This window comes from Aeromicrobium sp. (assembly GCF_047606445.1).
Lineage (GTDB): Bacteria > Actinomycetota > Actinomycetes > Propionibacteriales > Nocardioidaceae > Aeromicrobium.
On the sequence record NZ_JASGEK010000063.1, the window covers coordinates 52,088 to 69,889 of the forward strand.

Annotated in this window: 22 protein-coding genes; 13 read left to right on the forward strand and 9 right to left on the reverse strand. The window is 70.4% G+C overall.

Annotated elements, in window-relative coordinates; all coding sequences use genetic code 11:
- The first annotated feature begins 7 nt into the window (after positions 1-7).
- The gene (locus tag QM621_RS12125; protein WP_414990643.1) at positions 8-691 is read left to right on the forward strand and encodes an ABC transporter ATP-binding protein; all 684 of its coding nucleotides are present in this window, start codon (positions 8-10) and stop codon (positions 689-691) included.
- 95 nt (positions 692-786) lie between these two features.
- Here the strand turns inward: QM621_RS12125 and QM621_RS12130 are convergent, their stop codons facing one another.
- Complete coding sequence (locus QM621_RS12130; protein ID WP_414990644.1) at positions 787-1,197, reverse strand: CoA-binding protein; 411 nt, start codon at positions 1,195-1,197, stop codon at positions 787-789.
- A 73-nt stretch (positions 1,198-1,270) separates the two neighbouring features.
- On the opposite strand from QM621_RS12130, the gene QM621_RS12135 reads away from it, so the two are divergent.
- Complete coding sequence (locus QM621_RS12135) at positions 1,271-1,555, forward strand: zf-TFIIB domain-containing protein (RefSeq protein ID WP_414990645.1); 285 nt, start codon at positions 1,271-1,273, stop codon at positions 1,553-1,555.
- 33 nt (positions 1,556-1,588) lie between these two features.
- Positions 1,589-3,166 carry a glutamine-hydrolyzing GMP synthase gene (gene guaA / locus QM621_RS12140; RefSeq protein WP_414990646.1) on the forward strand — a complete coding sequence of 526 codons (1,578 nt, stop codon included), beginning with the start codon at positions 1,589-1,591 and terminating at the stop codon, positions 3,164-3,166.
- A gap of 10 nt (positions 3,167-3,176) precedes the next feature.
- Here the strand turns inward: guaA and QM621_RS12145 are convergent, their stop codons facing one another.
- Both QM621_RS12145 and QM621_RS12150 read right to left on the reverse strand, forming a co-directional pair.
- Positions 3,177-3,509 carry an ArsR/SmtB family transcription factor gene (locus QM621_RS12145; protein ID WP_414990647.1) on the reverse strand — a complete coding sequence of 111 codons (333 nt, stop codon included), beginning with the start codon at positions 3,507-3,509 and terminating at the stop codon, positions 3,177-3,179.
- A gap of 37 nt (positions 3,510-3,546) precedes the next feature.
- On the reverse strand, positions 3,547-3,843 hold the full coding sequence (locus QM621_RS12150; protein WP_414990648.1) for a hypothetical protein: 297 nt from the start codon (positions 3,841-3,843) through the stop codon (positions 3,547-3,549).
- A gap of 113 nt (positions 3,844-3,956) precedes the next feature.
- Between QM621_RS12150 and QM621_RS12155 the strand changes: the two genes are divergently transcribed.
- From QM621_RS12155 to QM621_RS12170, 4 genes are all read left to right on the forward strand, one after another.
- Entirely contained in the window at positions 3,957-4,286 is a 330-nt protein-coding gene (locus tag QM621_RS12155) for a class I SAM-dependent methyltransferase (RefSeq protein WP_414990649.1), read from the forward strand.
- Positions 4,287-4,296: 10 nt separating this feature from the next.
- Complete coding sequence (locus QM621_RS12160) at positions 4,297-4,605, forward strand: DUF503 domain-containing protein (protein WP_414990650.1); 309 nt, start codon at positions 4,297-4,299, stop codon at positions 4,603-4,605.
- Between the two features lie 89 nt (positions 4,606-4,694).
- The gene (locus QM621_RS12165) at positions 4,695-5,759 is read left to right on the forward strand and encodes an HpcH/HpaI aldolase/citrate lyase family protein (protein WP_414990651.1); all 1,065 of its coding nucleotides are present in this window, start codon (positions 4,695-4,697) and stop codon (positions 5,757-5,759) included.
- 11 nt (positions 5,760-5,770) lie between these two features.
- Positions 5,771-6,667, forward strand: coding sequence for an HpcH/HpaI aldolase/citrate lyase family protein (locus QM621_RS12170; protein ID WP_414990652.1), 897 nt, complete (start codon positions 5,771-5,773; stop codon positions 6,665-6,667).
- Between the two features lie 159 nt (positions 6,668-6,826).
- Here QM621_RS12170 and QM621_RS12175 read toward each other — a convergent pair whose 3' ends face one another.
- Positions 6,827-7,708, reverse strand: coding sequence for an alpha/beta fold hydrolase (locus QM621_RS12175; protein ID WP_414990653.1), 882 nt, complete (start codon positions 7,706-7,708; stop codon positions 6,827-6,829).
- Between the two features lie 70 nt (positions 7,709-7,778).
- Between QM621_RS12175 and QM621_RS12180 the strand changes: the two genes are divergently transcribed.
- The 3 genes from QM621_RS12180 (at position 7,779) to QM621_RS12190 (ending at position 10,902) form a co-directional block, all read left to right on the forward strand.
- Complete coding sequence (locus QM621_RS12180) at positions 7,779-8,405, forward strand: winged helix-turn-helix transcriptional regulator (protein WP_414990654.1); 627 nt, start codon at positions 7,779-7,781, stop codon at positions 8,403-8,405.
- A gap of 155 nt (positions 8,406-8,560) precedes the next feature.
- Positions 8,561-9,706: a ferredoxin reductase gene (locus QM621_RS12185; RefSeq protein ID WP_414990655.1), complete on the forward strand. Its 1,146-nt coding sequence runs from the start codon at positions 8,561-8,563 to the stop codon at positions 9,704-9,706.
- Positions 9,703-10,902 carry a fatty acid desaturase family protein gene (locus QM621_RS12190; RefSeq protein WP_414990656.1) on the forward strand — a complete coding sequence of 400 codons (1,200 nt, stop codon included), beginning with the start codon at positions 9,703-9,705 and terminating at the stop codon, positions 10,900-10,902. Before QM621_RS12185 ends, QM621_RS12190 begins: the two co-directional genes overlap by 4 nt.
- Before the next feature lie 258 nt (positions 10,903-11,160).
- On the opposite strand, the gene QM621_RS12195 is transcribed toward QM621_RS12190, so the two are convergent.
- Both QM621_RS12195 and ychF read right to left on the reverse strand, forming a co-directional pair.
- Positions 11,161-11,559 carry a MerR family DNA-binding transcriptional regulator gene (locus QM621_RS12195; protein WP_414990657.1) on the reverse strand — a complete coding sequence of 133 codons (399 nt, stop codon included), beginning with the start codon at positions 11,557-11,559 and terminating at the stop codon, positions 11,161-11,163.
- A 451-nt stretch (positions 11,560-12,010) separates the two neighbouring features.
- Positions 12,011-13,111, reverse strand: a complete 1,101-nt coding sequence (ychF, locus tag QM621_RS12200; RefSeq protein ID WP_414990658.1) for a redox-regulated ATPase YchF — start codon at positions 13,109-13,111, stop codon at positions 12,011-12,013.
- Between the two features lie 104 nt (positions 13,112-13,215).
- Here ychF and QM621_RS12205 point away from each other — a divergent pair, with 104 nt between their 5' ends.
- Entirely contained in the window at positions 13,216-13,626 is a 411-nt protein-coding gene (locus QM621_RS12205) for a DUF6542 domain-containing protein (protein ID WP_414990659.1), read from the forward strand.
- Positions 13,627-13,632: 6 nt separating this feature from the next.
- Here QM621_RS12205 and QM621_RS12210 read toward each other — a convergent pair whose 3' ends face one another.
- Positions 13,633-14,637, reverse strand: a complete 1,005-nt coding sequence (locus tag QM621_RS12210) for a 4-hydroxy-3-methylbut-2-enyl diphosphate reductase (RefSeq protein WP_414990660.1) — start codon at positions 14,635-14,637, stop codon at positions 13,633-13,635.
- A 45-nt stretch (positions 14,638-14,682) separates the two neighbouring features.
- Here QM621_RS12210 and xseA point away from each other — a divergent pair, with 45 nt between their 5' ends.
- Both xseA and QM621_RS12220 read left to right on the forward strand, forming a co-directional pair.
- Entirely contained in the window at positions 14,683-15,915 is a 1,233-nt protein-coding gene (xseA, locus tag QM621_RS12215) for an exodeoxyribonuclease VII large subunit (protein ID WP_414990661.1), read from the forward strand.
- On the forward strand, positions 15,908-16,126 hold the full coding sequence (locus QM621_RS12220) for an exodeoxyribonuclease VII small subunit (protein WP_414990662.1): 219 nt from the start codon (positions 15,908-15,910) through the stop codon (positions 16,124-16,126). The genes xseA and QM621_RS12220 overlap by 8 nt, the downstream gene beginning before the upstream one ends.
- A 4-nt stretch (positions 16,127-16,130) precedes the next feature.
- Here QM621_RS12220 and QM621_RS12225 read toward each other — a convergent pair whose 3' ends face one another.
- Both QM621_RS12225 and prfB read right to left on the reverse strand, forming a co-directional pair.
- Positions 16,131-16,691 (reverse strand): DUF4245 domain-containing protein, encoded by a 561-nt coding sequence (locus tag QM621_RS12225; protein WP_414990663.1) that lies wholly within the window; start codon positions 16,689-16,691, stop codon positions 16,131-16,133.
- The gene (gene prfB / locus QM621_RS12230) at positions 16,688-17,794 is read right to left on the reverse strand and encodes a peptide chain release factor 2 (protein ID WP_414990664.1); all 1,107 of its coding nucleotides are present in this window, start codon (positions 17,792-17,794) and stop codon (positions 16,688-16,690) included. The genes QM621_RS12225 and prfB overlap by 4 nt, the downstream gene beginning before the upstream one ends.
- Positions 17,795-17,802: the final 8 nt, after the last annotated feature.

The following is a 17,802-nucleotide window of genomic DNA, read 5'->3' on the forward strand; positions in this document are numbered from 1 at the left end:
ACTGACCATGTACTCCATCACCGGACTGACCAAGACCTACGAGACCCGCGACCGCGGCACGATCCAGGCGCTCGCCGGGATCGACGTGGAGATCGACGACGGCGAGCTCGTCTCGATCCAGGGGCCGACCGGCGGCGGCAAGTCGACGCTGCTGCAGATGCTCGGCGCGCTCGACCAGCCGACCGACGGGACGATCAAGGCCTTCGACCACGACCTCGCCCAGCTCGGCCACGCCGAGCTGACCGAGATCCGCGCGCGGGAGATCGGCTTCGTGTTCCAGCACTACAACCTGATCGCGACGCTCAGCGCGACCGAGAACGTCGAGGCGGCGATCCTGCCGACGAAGGCGGAGAAGGTCACGGCGGCGCAGCGGCGCGAGCTGGCGCTGGAGGCGCTGGACCAGGTGGGCCTGGCCGACCGCGCCGACCACCGCCCGTCGGAGCTGTCCGGCGGCCAGCAGCAGCGGGTGGCCATCGCCCGGGCGCTCGTCAAGCGTCCGTCGGTGCTGCTGGCCGACGAGCCGACCGGCAACCTCGACGAGCACACCCGCGACGAGATCTGGACGGTGGTCGAGGGCCTGTGGCGGACCCAGGGTCTGACGGTGGTCGTGGTCACCCACGACTCGGCCCTCGCCCGCCGCACCCCGCGCCGCCTCCGCATCGCCGACGGCCGCCTCACCGAGCTCGACTAGCTCCCGGGTCGCCGTCCCGCCGGATGTGCGCCGAGTTCAACCGTTTCGCGTGATGTTTTGGTTTTACCTGGGCGCACATCTGGGAAGAGCGGGATCTAGCGGAGGCGCCACTGGATCGCGGGGCAGGTGTCCATGACCATGGGGAGGCCGACCGCCTGGGCGCGGGCGAAGGCGTCGTGGTCGATCACGCCGAGTTGCAGCCAGACGCCGCCCGCGCCGACCTCGATCGCCTCGTCGACGAACTGCCCGGCCGCCTCGGAGCGGCGGAACACGTCGACCACGTCGAGGTCGAACGGGACGTCGGCCAGGCGGGCGTAGCCCTGCTCGCCCAGCACCGTCGGCGCGTCGGGGTGGACCGGGACGATCCGCTTGCCCCGGCTCTGCAACAGCGAGGCGATCTCATAGGACGTGCGCGACGGGTCGCCGGACAGGCCGACCACCGCCCACGTCTCGGAACCGTCCAACATCCGGCGGATCACCCCAGGGTCCTGCCATGCGACCGCCATCACCCCACCGTACGCCCCACCGGTTGACGCGGCGTCGTTCAATAGTCCCCACCACCACACGAAGGAGCCCCCTATGAAGTGCCCCATCGACGAGGCCACCTTGGTCATGAGCGAGCGGGCGGGCGTCGAGATCGACTACTGCCCGACCTGCCGCGGCGTCTGGCTCGACCGCGGCGAGCTCGACAAGATCATCGACCGCGCCGTCGGCGAGGCGAAGCCGTCGCCCGCGCCGACCCCCGCCCCGCAGGCCGCGCCCGTCTACCGCGAGGAGCGCCGCTACGACCAAGGCGACCGCTACGACCCGCGCTACCGCAAGAAGAAGAAAAAGGAGCACTGGCTCATGGAGATCTTCGACTGAGCCACGCCGAGCGCGCCGTATAGGATCGCCCGGGTGAGCGACGCACAGCAGAGCCAGGCCCCGCACGACACCGTCCTGGTGGTCGACTTCGGCGCGCAGTACGCCCAGTTGATCGCCCGTCGGGTGCGCGAGGCGAAGGTCTACTCCGAGATCGTGCCGAGCACGATGAGCGCGGCCGACCTGCTCGCCAAGAAGCCCGCCGCGATCATCCTGTCCGGCGGGCCGTCGTCGGTCTACGAGCCCGGCGCGCCGCAGCTCGACGCGGGCGTGCTCGACGGCTCGGTCCCGGTCTTCGGCATCTGTTACGGCTTCCAGGCGATGTCGGCGGCGCTCGGCGGCACGGTGGAGCAGACCGGGCTGTCCGAGTACGGCCGCACCGACGTCACGGTGTCGGCGCCCGGCACGCTCTTCGACGGCGTCCCGTCCGAGCACCGCGTCTGGATGAGCCACGGCGACGCCGTCACCGCCGCCCCCGAGGGCGCGTCGGTGCTGGCCACCACGGCGGGCGCTCCCGTGGCCGCCTTCGAGGACGTCGAGCGACGTTTCGCCGGCGTCCAGTGGCACCCCGAGGTGCTGCACAGCGAGCACGGCCAGCGCGTGTTGGAGCGCTTCCTGCTGAACATCGCCGGCTGCCGCCCCACCTGGACCAGCGCGAACATCGCCCTGGAGCAGGTCGCGCTCATCCGTGAGCAGGTCGGCGACGCCCGGGTCATCTCGGCGCTGTCCGGCGGCGTCGACTCGGCGGTCTCCACCGCGCTCGTGCAGCGCGCGATCGGCGACCAGCTGACCGCCGTCTTCGTCGACCACGGCCTGCTGCGCAAAGGCGAGGCCGAGCAGGTCCGCGAGGAGTACGTGGCCGCCACGGGCGTCGATTTGAAGGTGGTCGACGCGAGCGAGCAGTTCCTCGGCCATCTGGCGGGCGTCGGCGACCCCGAGAGCAAGCGCAAGATCATCGGCCGCGAGTTCATCCGCACCTTCGAGGCCGCCGAGCGCGAGATCGTCGAGACGCCCGGCGCGCCGGTGCGCTTCCTCGTGCAGGGCACCCTCTACCCCGACGTCGTGGAGTCCGGCGGCGGCGAGGGCGCGGCGACCATCAAGAGCCACCACAACGTCGGCGGCCTGCCCGACGACCTCGAGTTCAGCCTGATCGAGCCGCTGCGCACGCTGTTCAAGGACGAGGTGCGCGAGGTCGGCCGCCAACTCGGCATCCCCGAGGCCATCGTCGGCCGCCACCCGTTCCCCGGCCCCGGCCTGGCGATCCGCATCGTCGGCGCGGTCGACGCCGAGCGGCTGGCGATCCTGCGCGAGGCCGACGCCATCGTGCGCGAGGAGACCACGGCGGCGGGCCTCGACGGCGACGTCTGGCAGTTCCCGGTGGTGCTGCTGGCCGACGTCCGCTCGGTCGGCGTGCAGGGCGACGGCCGCACCTACGGCCATCCGATCGTGCTGCGGCCGGTCTCCAGCGAGGACGCGATGACGGCCGACTGGAGCCGCCTGCCCTATGAGCTGTTGGAGCGGATCTCGACGCGCATCACCAACGAGGTGCGCGAGGTCAACCGCGTCGTGCTCGACGTGACGAGCAAGCCGCCGGGCACCATCGAGTGGGAGTGAGCCCGCGGGCTCAGTGGCCCTCGGCGCTGTGCTGGTAGGCGTCGAGGAAGATGTGCGCGACGTGGTCGTCGGCGATGCGGTAGAAGACCTGCCGCCCGTCGCGCTGGCCCTCGACGAGGCCCGCGGCGCGTAGTTTTCCCAGGTGTTGGGAGATGAGCGGCTGGGCCGCCCCGGTGAGCTCGACGAGCTCGGCGACGGTGTGGTCGCGCACGGTCAGCCGGTGCACGATCGCGGCGCGCAACGGCGAGGCGAGCGCCGCGAACACCTCGGCGACCGGTCCGTACTGACGGTCGACGGTGTCGCGCTCGCTCGCCTCGCCGGGCGCGTCGTCAGTCGGGCTCACGGGTCCATTGTGGCCTGCGACCCCGCCGACCGGAGCCTCAGTGCTCGTCGTAGTGGTCGCCGTGGGCGGCGTGGCGGTGCTCGCCGTGCAGGTAGTCGACGTGGTCGCCGTGCTCGACGGCCCCGTGGCCGCAGTCAGGGCCGTGCTGGTGGTCGTGCGGCTCGGCGGTGACGTGCGCGTCGATCTCGTGCTCGTCGTAGTGGCCCTCGTGCTGGTGATGCGCGTGGCCGTCGTGCAGATAGTCGACGTGACCCTCGTGCTCGACGGCGACGTGGCCGCAGTCAGGGCCGTGGACGTGCGTGTGGTCGGTGTGGACGTCATGGGTGACGGTCATCGGAGACTCCTCGGGACGGGAAGAAATACATCAATACATTAGCATGTATTGATGTATTAGCAAGTCCCGCACCTGGACGACGAGATAAAAATGAGTCTCGATAGCATCACGCCATGACGACCGCCCCCGACGACCTGGCCGAGCGCCTCGGCGACGGACACGGGCGTCGCGTCCTCCTGCTGGCCGAGGTCGCCGACGACGTCGCGCCCCTCGCCACCCACCTCGCCCGCCGCGCCTGGGCGGTGGCGGTCTGCTGCGCGCGCGACACGGGACTCGACGCCGCCCGGAGAGACGCCGAGCGCGCGGGCCTGGTCGCCGACTGGCGGCAGGCCTCCCCCGACATCCTCCCCTTCCGCGACGGTCAGTTCGCCGTCGTCGTCGGGAGCCACACCGCCGAGGTCGACCGCGTGCTCGCCGACGACGGACAGCTCATCACGCGGTGACTCTGCGACAATGAGCGCCATGTGGATCGGCTGGCTCTCGATGGACCTGCGCCTCGGCGACGTCCACTCGCTCAAGCAGAAGCGGTCGGTGGTCCGGCCGATCGTCGCCGAGCTGGCGCGCAAGCTCAGCGTGTCGGCGGCCGAGACCGGGCACCTGGACCTCTACCGCCGCGCCGAGGTCGGGGTGGGCGTGGTCGCCTCCACGCAGGCGCACGCGACCGAGGTGCTGGAGGCCGCCGAGCGCCTCGTCGCCGAGCGGCCCGAGGTCGAGCTGGTGGAGGCCCGCCCCCGCGTGCTGCGCGCCGACGACCTCGACTGACGGCGCCTGTCTCCTCGCCTGTCGGCGCGCCTGGGCATACTGGCAGCGGTCCAGATCGTCGTCAGACCCGTCCATTCGAAAGGGACATCGTGCGTAATCCCCGTGCTTTCACCCGCCCGCTCGCCGTCGGCGCCCCCGCGCCGGTCACCGAGGTGCCGTTCCGGCCGAGCCGGATGATCCACTTCTTCGACCCGAGCAACCCGAAGATGGCCGAGAAGGTCCCGTCCATCGCGGCGAAGGTCGACATCATCCTGGGCAACCTCGAGGACGCGGTCAAGACCGAGAACAAGGAGGCCGCCCGCAACGGCCTCATCGAGATCGGCAAGAACAACGCCAATCTCTTCGGTGCTGGCGGCGACACGCAGTTCTGGGTGCGGATCAACTCGCTCGACTCGCCGTGGGTGCTCGACGACCTCATCGCGCTGGTGACCGAGATCGGCGACAAGCTCGACGTCATCATGGTGCCGAAGGTCGAGGGCGCGCAGGACATCCACTACATCGACCGCATCCTCGCCCAGCTGGAGGCGAAGGGGAACGTCGCCAAGCCGCTGCTGGTGCACGCGATCCTGGAGACCGCGCTCGGCGTGGCGAACGTCGAGGAGATCGCCTCGGCCAGCCCGCGCATGCAGGGCATCAGCCTCGGCCCGGCCGACCTGGCCGCGAGCCGCCGCATGAAGACCACCCGCGTCGGCGGCGGCCACCCCGGCTACCTGGTGCGCACCGACCCGACCGGCGAGGATCTGACCGAGGGCCGCTCGACCTACCAGCAGGACCTCTGGCACTACACGATCTCGCGCATGGTCGACGCCTGCGCCGCGAACGACATCCTGCCGTTCTACGGGCCGTTCGGCGACATCAAGGACGTCGTGGCCTGCGAGGACCAGTTCCGCAACGCCTTCCTGCTCGGCTGCGTCGGCGCGTGGAGCCTGCACCCGGTGCAGATCGACATCGCCAAGAAGGTGTTCTCCCCGTCGAAGGAGGACGTCGAGCACGCCAAGGTCGTCGTCGAGGCGATGGGCGACGGCTCGGGCGCGGTGATGATCAACGGCAAGATGGAGGACGACGCCTCTTGCAAGCAGTGCCTCGTGATGCTCGACCTCGCCCGCGAGCTCGCCGCCCGTGACCCCGAGCTCGCCGAGCTCTACGCCCTCTGAGGAGCCCCGACATGACTACTGTGCCCCATTCTGCGGCTACCGCCGCGGGCCGTCCCCGCCGCAGCGTCCTCTACATGCCGGGCGCGAACGAGCGCGCGCTGGAGAAGGCCAAGACGATCGACGCCGACGCGCTGATCCTCGACCTGGAGGACTCGGTCTCCCCCGACGCCAAAGAGGCCGGCCGCGCCAACGTGGTGGCCGCCGTGAAGTCCGGGGAGTACGGCCACCGCGAACTGGTCATCCGGGTCAACTCGATCGGCACCCAGTGGCACGACGACGACGTGTTGGCGGCCAGCGAGGCCGGTCCCGACGCGATCCTCGTGCCCAAGGTCGAGTCGGCCGAGCAGGTGCTCGCCCTGGTGGCCGCGATGGAGGCCGCCGGCGCCCCGGACTCGACCCAGCTGTGGGCGATGATCGAGACGCCGCGAGCGCTGCTGCACGCCGAGGAGATCGCCGCCGCGCACGAGCGCCTGACGGTGATCGTCATGGGCACCAACGACATCGTCAACGAGACGTACGGCCTGCACACGCCGGGCCGCAACCCGGTCGTGCTGACGTCGCTGTCGTGGACGCTGCTGGCGGTTCGCGCGGCGGGCAAGGTCGTCATCGACGGCGTCTACAACAACGTGAAGGACCCGGAGGGCTTCGACGCCGAGGCGCGTCAGGGCCGCGAGATGGGCTTCGACGGCAAGACGCTCATCCACCCGAGCCAGGTGGAGCCGGCCAACGTCGCGTTCAGCCCGTCGGAGGCCGACATCGAACGCGCGAACGGCATGATCGCCGCCTTCGAGGAGGCCGCCGCGAACGCGCAGGGCGTGGCGACCTACAACGGCAAGATGATCGAGGAGTTGCACATCCGCGACGCCCGCCGCATCCTCGCCTTCGCCGAGGCCCTCCAAGGCCGCTGACCCGCCCATTCTGCGCCGCTGACGGGGACGCAGAATGATGCTTTCGGGTAGCTCTGACTACCTCAACACATCATCCTCGGTCCCCTAGGGGGCCGAGGATGATGTGTTTGGGCTGCCCTGGCGACCGCGATCCATCATCCTGCGTCCCCGGGGCAAGCGTCAGAGCCAGGCGCGCACCGCTTGAGCGAACTCCTCGGGGGCGTCGGAGGGGACGTAGAGGCCGGCGTCGGGGACGACGACCGTCTCGTGGTCGGGGAAGGCCGCCTCGAGGCGCTCGCGCTCCTTCGGGCGGAAGACCTTGTCGGCGCCGCCCCACACGATCAGCGTCGGCAGGCCTGCGAGGTCGGGCAGGCCCGCCTCCAGCTCGGCGAAGAAGGCGCGGCCGCCGGTGATCCGGCCGGGCAGCAGCGCGGCGGCCTGACGTCGGGCGGGCGTGGCCTGCGCGCGGCGGTAGTGCGTCATCTCGGCCGTCGTGGGCGTGCGCCGCCGGTGGCCCATGGCGAGGAAGGAGTTGACGACGAGGTCGCTCCGGCGGGCGAGGAGGCGCATCGGAGCCGCGCCGCCGACGCGGGAGGCGAGTTCGAACCATGGGTCGCCGTTGGTCGACCAGGCCCAGGTGTTGGCGAACACGAGCCGTTCGAACGCCTCCGGCCGCCGCAGCGCCGCGGTCAGACCGATCGGCCCGCCCCAGTCCTGTCCGACGAGCGTGACGCCGGTCAGGCCCAGCGCGTCGACGACGCCGGTGACGACGGCGGCGTGGTCCTCGGGGTAGTGGCGGTAGCCGGGCGCGGCCGTCGACAACCCGAAGCCCGGATAGTCGAGCGCGACGCAGCGGACGTCCTCGCGCAGCGCGCCGACCACCTCGCGGAAGAGGAACGACCACGTCGGGTTGCCGTGCAGGAACAGCAGCGTCGGACCGTTCCGCGGCCCTTCGTCGACGTGGTGGACGACGTTCCCGTCGATCTCCATGAAACGGCTCTCGAAGGGGAACAGGTCGTCGTCGACCCAGTCGGGCCGGACCCCGGCCAGCGTGTCGGTCATCGGGCTTCTCCTCGCCTCGGTACGCTCGCTTGAGATTCTCACGTTCACTTGAAAAACTCAAGTAGGTGTCATGAAGAGCTACGGACAGTACTGCGGACTCGCCCGCGCCCTGGAGGTCGTCGGCGACCGGTGGACCCTGCTCGTCGTCCGCCAACTCCTCATCGCGCCGGCCCGCTACCGCGACCTCCGCCAAGCGCTCCCCGGCGTCGCCACCAACCTGCTCGCCGACCGGCTGCGCGACCTGGAGTCGGTCGGCGTCGTGGAACGGCGGGTGGCCGACGAGGGCGGCGCGGTGGAGTACGCGCTCACCCCCTGGGGCGCCGAATTGCGCGAGCCCGTCGAGAGCCTCATCCGCTGGTCGACCCCGCTCATGGTCCGCGGCCCCGAGGGCGACGCCTTCCGCCCCGAGTGGCTCACGCTCGCGCTGCCCGCGCTCCTCGCCACCCGCCCACTGCCCGTGCGGGCCGTCACGATCGCGCTCGACCTCGGCGACACCCCCTTTCGCCTCCAGGCCGGACCCGACGTCGCCGTCGTCGGCCCGCCCGACGGACGCCCCGCCGACGCCACCCTGCGGGCCGAGGCCTACCCGCTGCTCGGGCTCGCCGCCGGAGCCCTCTCCCTCGACGACGCCCTCGCCCTCGGCCTCGTCGAGGTCACCGGCGACACAGACGCCGTGCGCGAGGCGCTCGCCGGCTGACCGACCGCCGCTCGACTGTCCGCATCGCGGAACTTAGTGTGTCCTACATCACACATTTTGTCACATGATGTGCGGAGCTTGTCACCGTGCGCGAGAACGCTCGGCGACGCAGAGGGGAGAAAACCCCGTCCCGTTGTCGCGAAAGGCGAAATATCATGGTGGAGATCGGCGCACGCCCCGACGTTCATCCCATCCGGCGCGTCGTCAGCAGAGTCGGCCGCGCGCTGACCACCCCGCTGGTCCCCGACGACTACTTCGAACTGCTCAGCAGTCAGTGGTCAACCCGCGAGCTGACCGGCGAGATCGTGGCGCGGCGCAAAGAGACGCCCGACACCACCACGCTCGTCATCAAGACCTCCAACCCCTGGCCCGGCCACCGCGCCGGCCAGTACCTGCGCCTCGGCGTGGAGATCAACGGCATCCGCCACTGGCGCGCCTACACGATCACCTCCGACCCGAACCACCGCGACGAGCTTCTGTCGGTCACCGTCAAGCACGTCGAGGGCGGGCGCGTGTCGCCGTGGGTCAACGAGTACCTGCGCACCGGCGACAAAGTCTTCATCGGCGAGGCCGAGGGCACCTTCGTCGCCCCCGAGCAAGTCCCCGACAAGATGCTGCTGCTCACCGCCGGCAGCGGCGTCACCCCGATCTGGGGCGTGCTGCGCGACCTGTCGCGGCGCGGCGCGCTGAACGACGTCGTCCACGTCCACTGCTGCCACAGCGCCGACGACTTCATCTTCGGCGCGGAGCTCGAAGCCGCCGCCGAGCGCGAGGACGGCTACACGCTCCTGCCGCACTTCCGCTGCGACAACGAGAGGCTGAACGCCGACTCGCTGGCCGAGCTGGTCCCCGACTGGGCCGAGCGCACCACCTACCTGTCCGGGCCGAAGGAGATGATGAACGACTTCATCGCCCACTGGGACGAGAAGGGCGACCGCTCGCTGCTGCACCTGGAGCGCTTCCAGCCGGTCATCGGCGGCGACGCCACCGTCGAGCCCGGCTCCGGCGGCACCATCCGCTTCCGCGTCACCGACTTCGAGGCGGTCAGCGACGGCCGCACCTCGATCTTGGAGGCCGGCGAGGCCACCGGCCATGAGCTGCCGCACGGCTGCCGCATGGGCGTGTGCCACACCTGCAAGTGCACGCTCGTCAGCGGCAAAGTCCGCGACCTGCGCACCGGCGAGGTCGGCGGCGACCCCGGCGACCTCGTCCGCACCTGCGTCAACGCCCCCGAGGGCCACGTCGAACTCGACGAGGGCCACGTCGTCATCAAAGGAACCAGAGCGAGGAGCGCCTCATGACCGTCACCGCCGAACGACCGAGCGTCGGCCACGACCCGGACCACCCGCTGCACAAGCTCACCCCCGAGCAGCTGGAGGAGATCGGCAAGGAGTTCCAGGCGATCCACGACGAGGTCTACGCCGACCTCGGCGAGCGTGACGCCGAGTACATCCGCGGCCTGGTCCGCTTCCACCGCCGCCTCGCCGCCCTGTCGCGGGTGGCGCTGCTCGGCTCGAAGTCGACGCCCGCCCTCGTCGGCGGCACGATCGGCCTGTCGATCGCGAAGATCATCGAGAACATGGAGCTCGGCCACAACATCCTGCACGGCCAGTGGGACTGGATGAACGACCCGCACATCCACTCCTCCACCTGGGAGTGGGACAGCGCGTCGCCGTCGAGCTCGTGGAAGCACTCGCACAACTACATGCACCACACCTACACGAACGTGATCGGCAAGGACCACGACGTGGGCTACGAGATCATGCGCGTCGACGAGCGTCAGCCGTGGAAGCCCGCCTACCTCGCGCAGCCGCTCTACAACCTGATCCTCGCGGGCCTGTTCGAGTGGGGCGTGGCCTTCCACGACCTCGACATGGAGGCGGTGAAGAAGGGCGAGAAGCCGGCCGCGCAACTCAAGGCCGAGCTGAAGGAGATCGGCCGCAAGGCGCGCCGCCAGATCGTCAAGGACTACGTCGCCTTCCCGTTGCTGAGCGGACGCGCCTGGAAGCGCACGCTGCTGGCCAACGTCACGGCCAACGTCGCGCGCAACGTCTGGGCCTACGCGATCATCTTCTGCGGCCACTTCCCCGACCAGGCCTACACCTTCACCGAGGAGGAGGCGGCCGACGAGTCGCTGGGCGCCTGGTACGTGCGCCAGCTGATCGGCTCGGCCGACATCGAGGGCGGCGACCTGTTCCACCTGATGAGCGGCAACCTGAGCTTCCAGGTCGAGCACCACCTGTTCCCCGACATGCCGAGCTCGCGGTACAAGGAGATCGCGCCGCGCGTCAAGGAGATCTGCGCGAAGTACGAGCTGCCCTACAACACGGGCCCGTTCCTCAAGCAGTTCGGCATGGTGCAGCGGACGATCCTGCGCCTGGCCTTCCCGGGCGGCGGCCCCACGCCGAAGCCCGGCCCGTTCAAGGCCGGCCCGGACGACGTGCGCCCGCCCGTCGACGAGAACCCGCTGCGCGAGCCCTTCCCCGCGGCCAGATGAGGCCATGACCCCGCTCATCCGCGCGAGGGCGCTGACCGGCTTCACCGAGTCGGTCAGCGCGCTCGGCGGAGACGCGGCCGCGTTCCTACGCGCGGTCGACGCCGACTGTTCAGCTGTCCGATGCCAGTCGGAGCGAAGATTCGGGGCGCGGCCTTCCCGGCCTCCGTGCTCGACCTGACCGGCCTCGGCAACGACCCACAGACGCGGGCACTCGTCACCGAGCACCCATCCGGGCTCGGCCCGGCCGCCCGGACCGACCTACCGTCGGAGATCGCCGGGGTCGTCACCCGACTCCTGCCGACCGGCCATTTCGACATCGAAGCCGTCGGCGACCGACTGTTGGTGCATCCGCGCACTCCGCAGCGGCGTCTCACCGCTCTGGGACGTCCTTCGAGGCGATCCTCGAGGACGCGCGCCGCGGACCCGCCCAGCAGTATCTGCACACCACCGACATGCCGCCCTACCGACTGGCCCGGCGACCATCGGGCGGAGCCGCCGGGACCATCGTCCGTGTGGTCGGGCGGCGAGCGTCACGGCGTCGGCCTCGACCTCCGCTGGTCGCAGCGCTCCGGCGTCGTCGTAGAAGCGCAGCGCACTCGTGGTCAGTCCGACACGTCGCGCGAAGGCTCCGATGGGGATCAGCTCGTCATCGCTCACCCGGCCATCGTGGGCCTTCGACCAACCTGAAGGTCAAGCGGTCAGCGCGGCGCCGACATCGCGGACCCAGAACAGCGCCAACGAGTCCACGTAACGAGTGGGCCGTATCACACCCCGGAGTGCCGTTCGGCCGTGTTGGGTTGCCAGTCGGCGCTCTGGCTTTCCACTCGGATTCTCCGGTCACGCTCCTGTCGAGGCCTGGTGGTCAGTGTGTCGCGGTGCGTGGCGGCCCGGTCGTGATTTCCCAGAGACGGGTCCAGGCAGTGGCCCAGCGCCAGTGCGCGGGTGGATGCAGACCACGCGTCGGCCCGCGGTGGCGGTCTGGCGGGGGTGCTCGCACTCCTTCCGCTGCCGGTCGATGGCCAGACCGTCCGTCCCACGGCCTTGGCTGACACGAAGGCAGATCGCGGCCTTGGCGGGCACCGTGGACTGCGTTCTCACGCGCCCCGGGTTACCGCTTTGACGTTAGCCCTGTCCTGAACTCGACCACGTCACCGTCGACCATGACGTAGTCCTTGCCCTCCATACGCACCTTCCCCGCCGACTTCGCGTCGGCCATCGACCCCGCCTCGACCAGGTCGTCGAACGACACGACCTCGGCCTTGATGAAGCCCTTTTGGAAGTCGGTGTGGATGACGCCGGCGGCCTCGGGGGCGGTGGCGCCCTTGCGGATGGTCCAGGCGCGGGCCTCCTTCGGGCCGGCCGTCAGGTAGGTCTGCAGGCCGAGGGTGTCGAAGCCGACGCGGGCCAGCTGGTCGAGGCCGGGCTCGGTGATGCCCAGGTCCTCCAGCATCTCGGCGCGCATCTGCTGGGCCTCCTCGTCGTCGCCCAGCTCGACCAGCTCGGCCTCGCTCTTGGCGTCGAGGAACACCGCCTCGGCGGGCGCGACCAGGTCGCGCATCTTCGCCTTCAACGCCTCGTCGGCCAGTTCGTCGGCGTCGCAGTTGAACACATAGAGGAACCGCTTCGCCGTCATCAGGTGCAGGTCGCGCAGCAGCTCCAGGTCGAGGCCCGCGTTCAGCACGCCTGTGCCGGCCTCCAACGCCTCCTTGGCCTTCTTCGCCTCCTCCAACGCCGGGGCGAGCGCCTTGTCGCGGCGCGCCTCCTTCTCCAGGCGCGGGATGGCGTTGTCGACGGTCTGCAGGTCGGCCAGCACCAGCTCGATGGTGATCGTCTCGATGTCGTTGGCCGGGTTCACGTCGCCGTCGACGTGCGTCACGTCCTCGTCGCGGAACACGCGGGTGACCTGGCAGATCGCGTCCGACTCACGGATGTGCGACAGGAACTTGTTGCCCATGCCCTCGCCCTCGGACGCGCCGCGCACGATGCCGGCGATGTCCACGAACTGCACAGTCGCGGGCAGGATCCGCTCCGAGCCGAAGATCTCGGCGAGCTTGCCGAGCCGCTCGTCCGGGACGCCGACCACGCCCACATTCGGCTCGATCGTCGCGAACGGGTAGTTCGCCGCGAGCACGTCGTTCTGGGTCAGGGCGTTGAAGAGCGTGGACTTGCCCGCATTGGGGAGTCCGACGATGCCGATGCTGAGAGCCACGGGGCCTGAGCCTATCCCGAACGCCCCGGACTGTGATCGACACGTCGCCCTCCATCGGGCGCGAATCCTCGATTTTGTCGGCGCGGACGCCTACCGTCGGAGGCATGGCTGGTCTGGCCGCCCCGGCGACCCTCGCGCAGCGCGACCTCACTCTTCGTGGCGCCGCGCTGCTGGCGACTGCCCTCACCGCCGCTGCCGCTCTGCTCGACCTCGCCGACGGCCGCCTCGGCTTCATGACCACGGCGGGCTTGCTCATGTCGGCGGTCACCGTGCCGCTCGCGGTCATCCCCGAACACCTCTGGGCGACCATCTTCGTGCCGCCCGCGCTGCTCGTCGGAGCGATGGTGTTCGTGTCCTTCCTCAACTCCGACGCGCTGCTCTCCGACGCGATGCCCCACAGCAGCCATCACGCCGGGCGCATCCTGGCCGGCACGCTCGACCGCGGCGTCACCCTCGCGATCGCCGAGACCCTCACCATCGCGACGATCGGCCTGCGCCACCTCTGGCGTCGCTGAGACCGCTCAGGACTGCGCTGCGGCCTGCTTCTTCATGTCGCGGCGCAGCTCCGGCGGCAGGGCGAAGATCAGGCTCTCGTCGGCGGTGCGCACCGCGCGCGCGTCGCCGATGCCGCGCTCGGCCAGATAACCGAGCACGTCCTGCACCAGGTCGTCGGGCACCGACGCGCCGGACGTGACGCCCACCGTCGAGACGCCCTCGAGCCACGCGTCGTCGATCTCGCTGATGTCGTCGATGCGGTACGACGCCTTGGCGCCCGCCTCCAGCGCCACCTCGACCAGCCGCACCGAGTTGGAGCTGTTGGCCGAGCCGACCACGATCACCAGATCGGCGTCCTGCGCGATCTCCTTGACCGCGACCTGACGGTTCTGCGTGGCGTAGCAGATGTCGTCCGACGGCGGATCCTCCAACTGCGGGAACTTCTCGCGCAGTCGGCGCACCGTCTCCATCGTCTCGTCGACGCTCAACGTGGTCTGCGACAGCCACGACAGGCGCGTGCCCTCGGGGAACTCCAAGCCGTCGACGTCGTCAGGGTGCTCGACCAGGGTGATGTGCTCGGGAGCCTCGCCCGCGGTGCCCTCGACCTCCTCGTGGCCGGCGTGACCGATCAATAAGATGCGGTAGCCGTCCTTGGCGAAACGCTTGGCCTCGTGGTGGACCTTGGTGACCAGCGGGCAGGTCGCGTCGATGGTCTTGAGGCTGCGCTCGGCGGCCTGGTCGTGGACCATCGGCGAGACGCCGTGGGCGCTGAACACGACCGTGGCGCCCTCGGGCACCTCGTCCAACTCCTCGACGAAGATCGCCCCCCGCGCCGCGAGGTTCTGCACCACATGCTTGTTGTGCACGATCTGCTTGCGCACGTACACCGGGGCGCCGTAGAGGTCGAGCGCCTTCTCGACCGTGATCACCGCCCGGTCCACGCCCGCGCAATAACCGCGGGGGTCGGCGAGAAGCACTTGGCCTCCGACAGGGGGCATACCGAGTTCGACCGTCGACGTCACGCGGCCCATCCTACCCGCCGCGCGATGTCGGCGGCCCGCTCTAGAGTGATCGCCATGAGCTTGAAGGACGCCAGCGCGGAGTCACCGGCCCCGCTGCGCGCGGTGTCGCAGGCGTTGGAGTCCTATATCGGCCGGCTCGGAGCGGTCTGGGTCGAGTCCGAGGTGGCGCAGCTCAACCGCCGGCCGGGCATCTGTTTCCTCACCTTGCGCGACTTGGAGGCGAAGCTGTCGATCAGCGGCAAGTGCCATGTCAGCGTGCTCGACGCCTCCCCCGCCCCCATCGCGCCGGGCGCGCGCGTCGTCGTCCACGCCAAACCCTCGTTCTACGGGCCGAACGGCAGCCTGTCGTTGGAGATCCGCGAGATCCGTCCGGCGGGCGAGGGCGAGCTGCTGGCCCAGCTCGAACGACGCAAGCAGTTGCTCGCCGCCGAGGGGCTCTTCGAGTCCCGATGGAAGAAGCCGCTGCCGCTCCTGCCGTCCGGTATCGGGCTGATCACCGGGCGCGACTCGGCCGCCGAGCGCGACGTCGTGCGGAACACTCAGCTGCGCTGGCCCGCCGCGCCCTTCGTCGTGCGTCACTCGCTCATGCAGGGGGCCGACTGCGCTCGCGGCGTGATCGAGGCGGTCGCCGAACTCGACGCCGACCCGTCCGTCGACGTCATCGTCATCGCGCGCGGCGGCGGGTCGGTGGAGGACCTCCTGCCGTTCAGCGACGAGGCGCTGGTCCGGTCGGTGTTCGCCTGCCAGACGCCCGTGGTCTCGGCGATCGGCCACGAGCCGGACGTCCCGCTGCTCGACCTCGTCGCGGATCTGCGCGCCTCCACCCCCACCGACGCCGCCAAGCGGATCGTGCCCGACGCCGAGGCCGAGCTCGACGCGGCGAGTTCGGCCCGCGAGCGCGCGCGATCGGCCGTGGCCCGGCTGATCGACGCCGAGAGCGCGGGCCTGGCCGCGCTGCGCAGCCGTCCGGCGCTCGCCCGACCCGCCACCCTCGTCGACGCGCAAGCCGACCTGGTCGCCGTCGAGATCGACCGCTGCCGACGGGCGCTGCGCCGGCGACTCGACCGCGCCCACGACGAGGTCGGCCACCATCTGGCCCGCGTCCGCGCGCTCTCCCCGCTCGCCACCCTCCAACGCGGCTACGCGGTCGCGCAGACCCCTGACGGCCGCGTGCTCGCCTCGGCGGGCGACGTGCCCGCGACCTTCCAGGTGCGCTTCGCCGACGGCCACGTCGTCGCGACTCGCGCCTCAGTCCACCTGCTCCCCACCGAGGACGACCATGAGTGAGCCGACCAACGACGACCTGAGCTATGAGGCCGCGCGCGACGAGCTGATCGCCACCGTGCAGCGTCTGGAGACCGGCGGCGCCTCGCTGGAGGAGTCACTGGCGCTCTGGGAGCGCGGCGAGGAGTTGGCGCGTGTCTGCCAACGCTGGCTCGACGGCGCGCGGACGCGCCTCGACGCCGCCATCTCGACGGGCGACGAGGACGACGGCTGAGCCGTCACTCGGCCGCGAGCGTCCCGAGGAACTCCGTGAGATCGTCGAGTGAACCGATGCCGGTGGTCACCAGCGTCGTGGCCTCCGCCGCCTCGCTCACCAGCGTGATGCGCTCGTCCGGACCGTCGTACCGCTGCCAGGCGACGCCGTCGGCCTCGACCGCCCCGGCCTCCTTCGCCCCCGCGGCGTGCTCGGCCACCATCTCCGCCGCCGACCGCTTCTCCTGCTCCAAGCCGATGTACCGGTCGTCGTCGGTCAGCACGCCGAGATGCCACGCCTGGCCTTCCCCCGGCTCGAAGCGGGCGGCGTTGACCCGCCAGCCTTCCGGCAGCTCACCCGGCGCGAGCAGCGGGTAGGTCGCCGCGTCGCGGGCGCTGTCGGCCGTCGTCGCGTAGTCGACGTCGCGCACCGGGTCGTCGGGCGTGTGGGTCAGCAACAGACCGAAGGCCCACAGGCCCAGCACGATCAGCGACAACACCCCGACGCTGCGGAGGATGTCGCCGAGCGAGGGGTTGCCGCGCTGCTTCGGCGGCGGTCCGGCAGGAGGCCTCGCCGCGCCGCTCACGCGGCCTGACCCCGACGCCAGCGGATGCCCGCCTCGATGAAGTCGTCGATCTCGCCGTCGAGCACGGCTTGGGTGTTGCCGGTCTCGTGCTCGGTGCGCAGATCCTTGACCAGCTGATACGGGTTGAGCACGTAGTTGCGCATCTGGTCGCCCCAGGTCGCCTGCGCGTCGCCGCGCAGCTCGTCGAGCTGGGCGCGCTCCTCGGCCTTCTTCAAGGCCAGCAGCTTCGCCTTCAACACGACCATGGCGCTGGCCTTGTTCTGCAACTGGCTCTTCTCGTTCTGGCACGACACGACGGTTCCCGTCGGAAGGTGGGTCAGGCGCACCGCCGAGTCGGTGGTGTTGACGCTCTGACCGCCGGGACCGCCGGAACGGAACACGTCGACGCGGATCTCCTCCTCGGGCACGTCGATCTCGTCGGTCTGCTCCAACACCGGCACGACCTCGACCGCCGCGAAGGAGGTCTGCCGGCGGCCCTGGTTGTCGAAGGGCGAGATGCGCACGAGACGGTGGGTTCCGGCCTCGACCGAGAGCGTCCCGTAGGCGTAGGGGGCCTTGACCGCGAAGGTGGCGGACTTGATGCCCGCGCCCTCGGCCCACGACGTCTCGTAGGCCTCCACGGGGTAGTCGTGCCGTTCGGCCCACCGGAAGTACATGCGGCGCAGCATCTCGGCGAAGTCCGTGGCGTCGTCGCCGCCCGCGCCGGAGCGGATGGTCACGATGGCCTCGCGCTCGTCGAACTCGCCCGACAGCAGCGTGCGGACCTCCAGCTTCTCGACGGACGAGCGCAGCCGCTCGATCTCGCCCTCGGCCTCGGCCAAGGAGTCGTCGTCGTCCTCTTCCTGGGCCAGTTCGACGAGGACTTGGACGTCGTCGATGCGCTGACGCAGGCCCTCGACGCGTTCGAGCTCGCCTTGCAGCGTCGACAGACGACCGGTGACCCGCTGGGCGTTCTCCTGGTCGTCCCACAGATCGGGGGCGCCGACCTGATCCTGCAGCCCGTCGATCTCCTGCCGCATCGTGGGCAGGTCGAGGACCTTCTCGATCGACGTCATCGTCTGGTCGAGGTCACGGATCAGCTCAAGGAAATCTACGGCGGCCACCCCCTGAG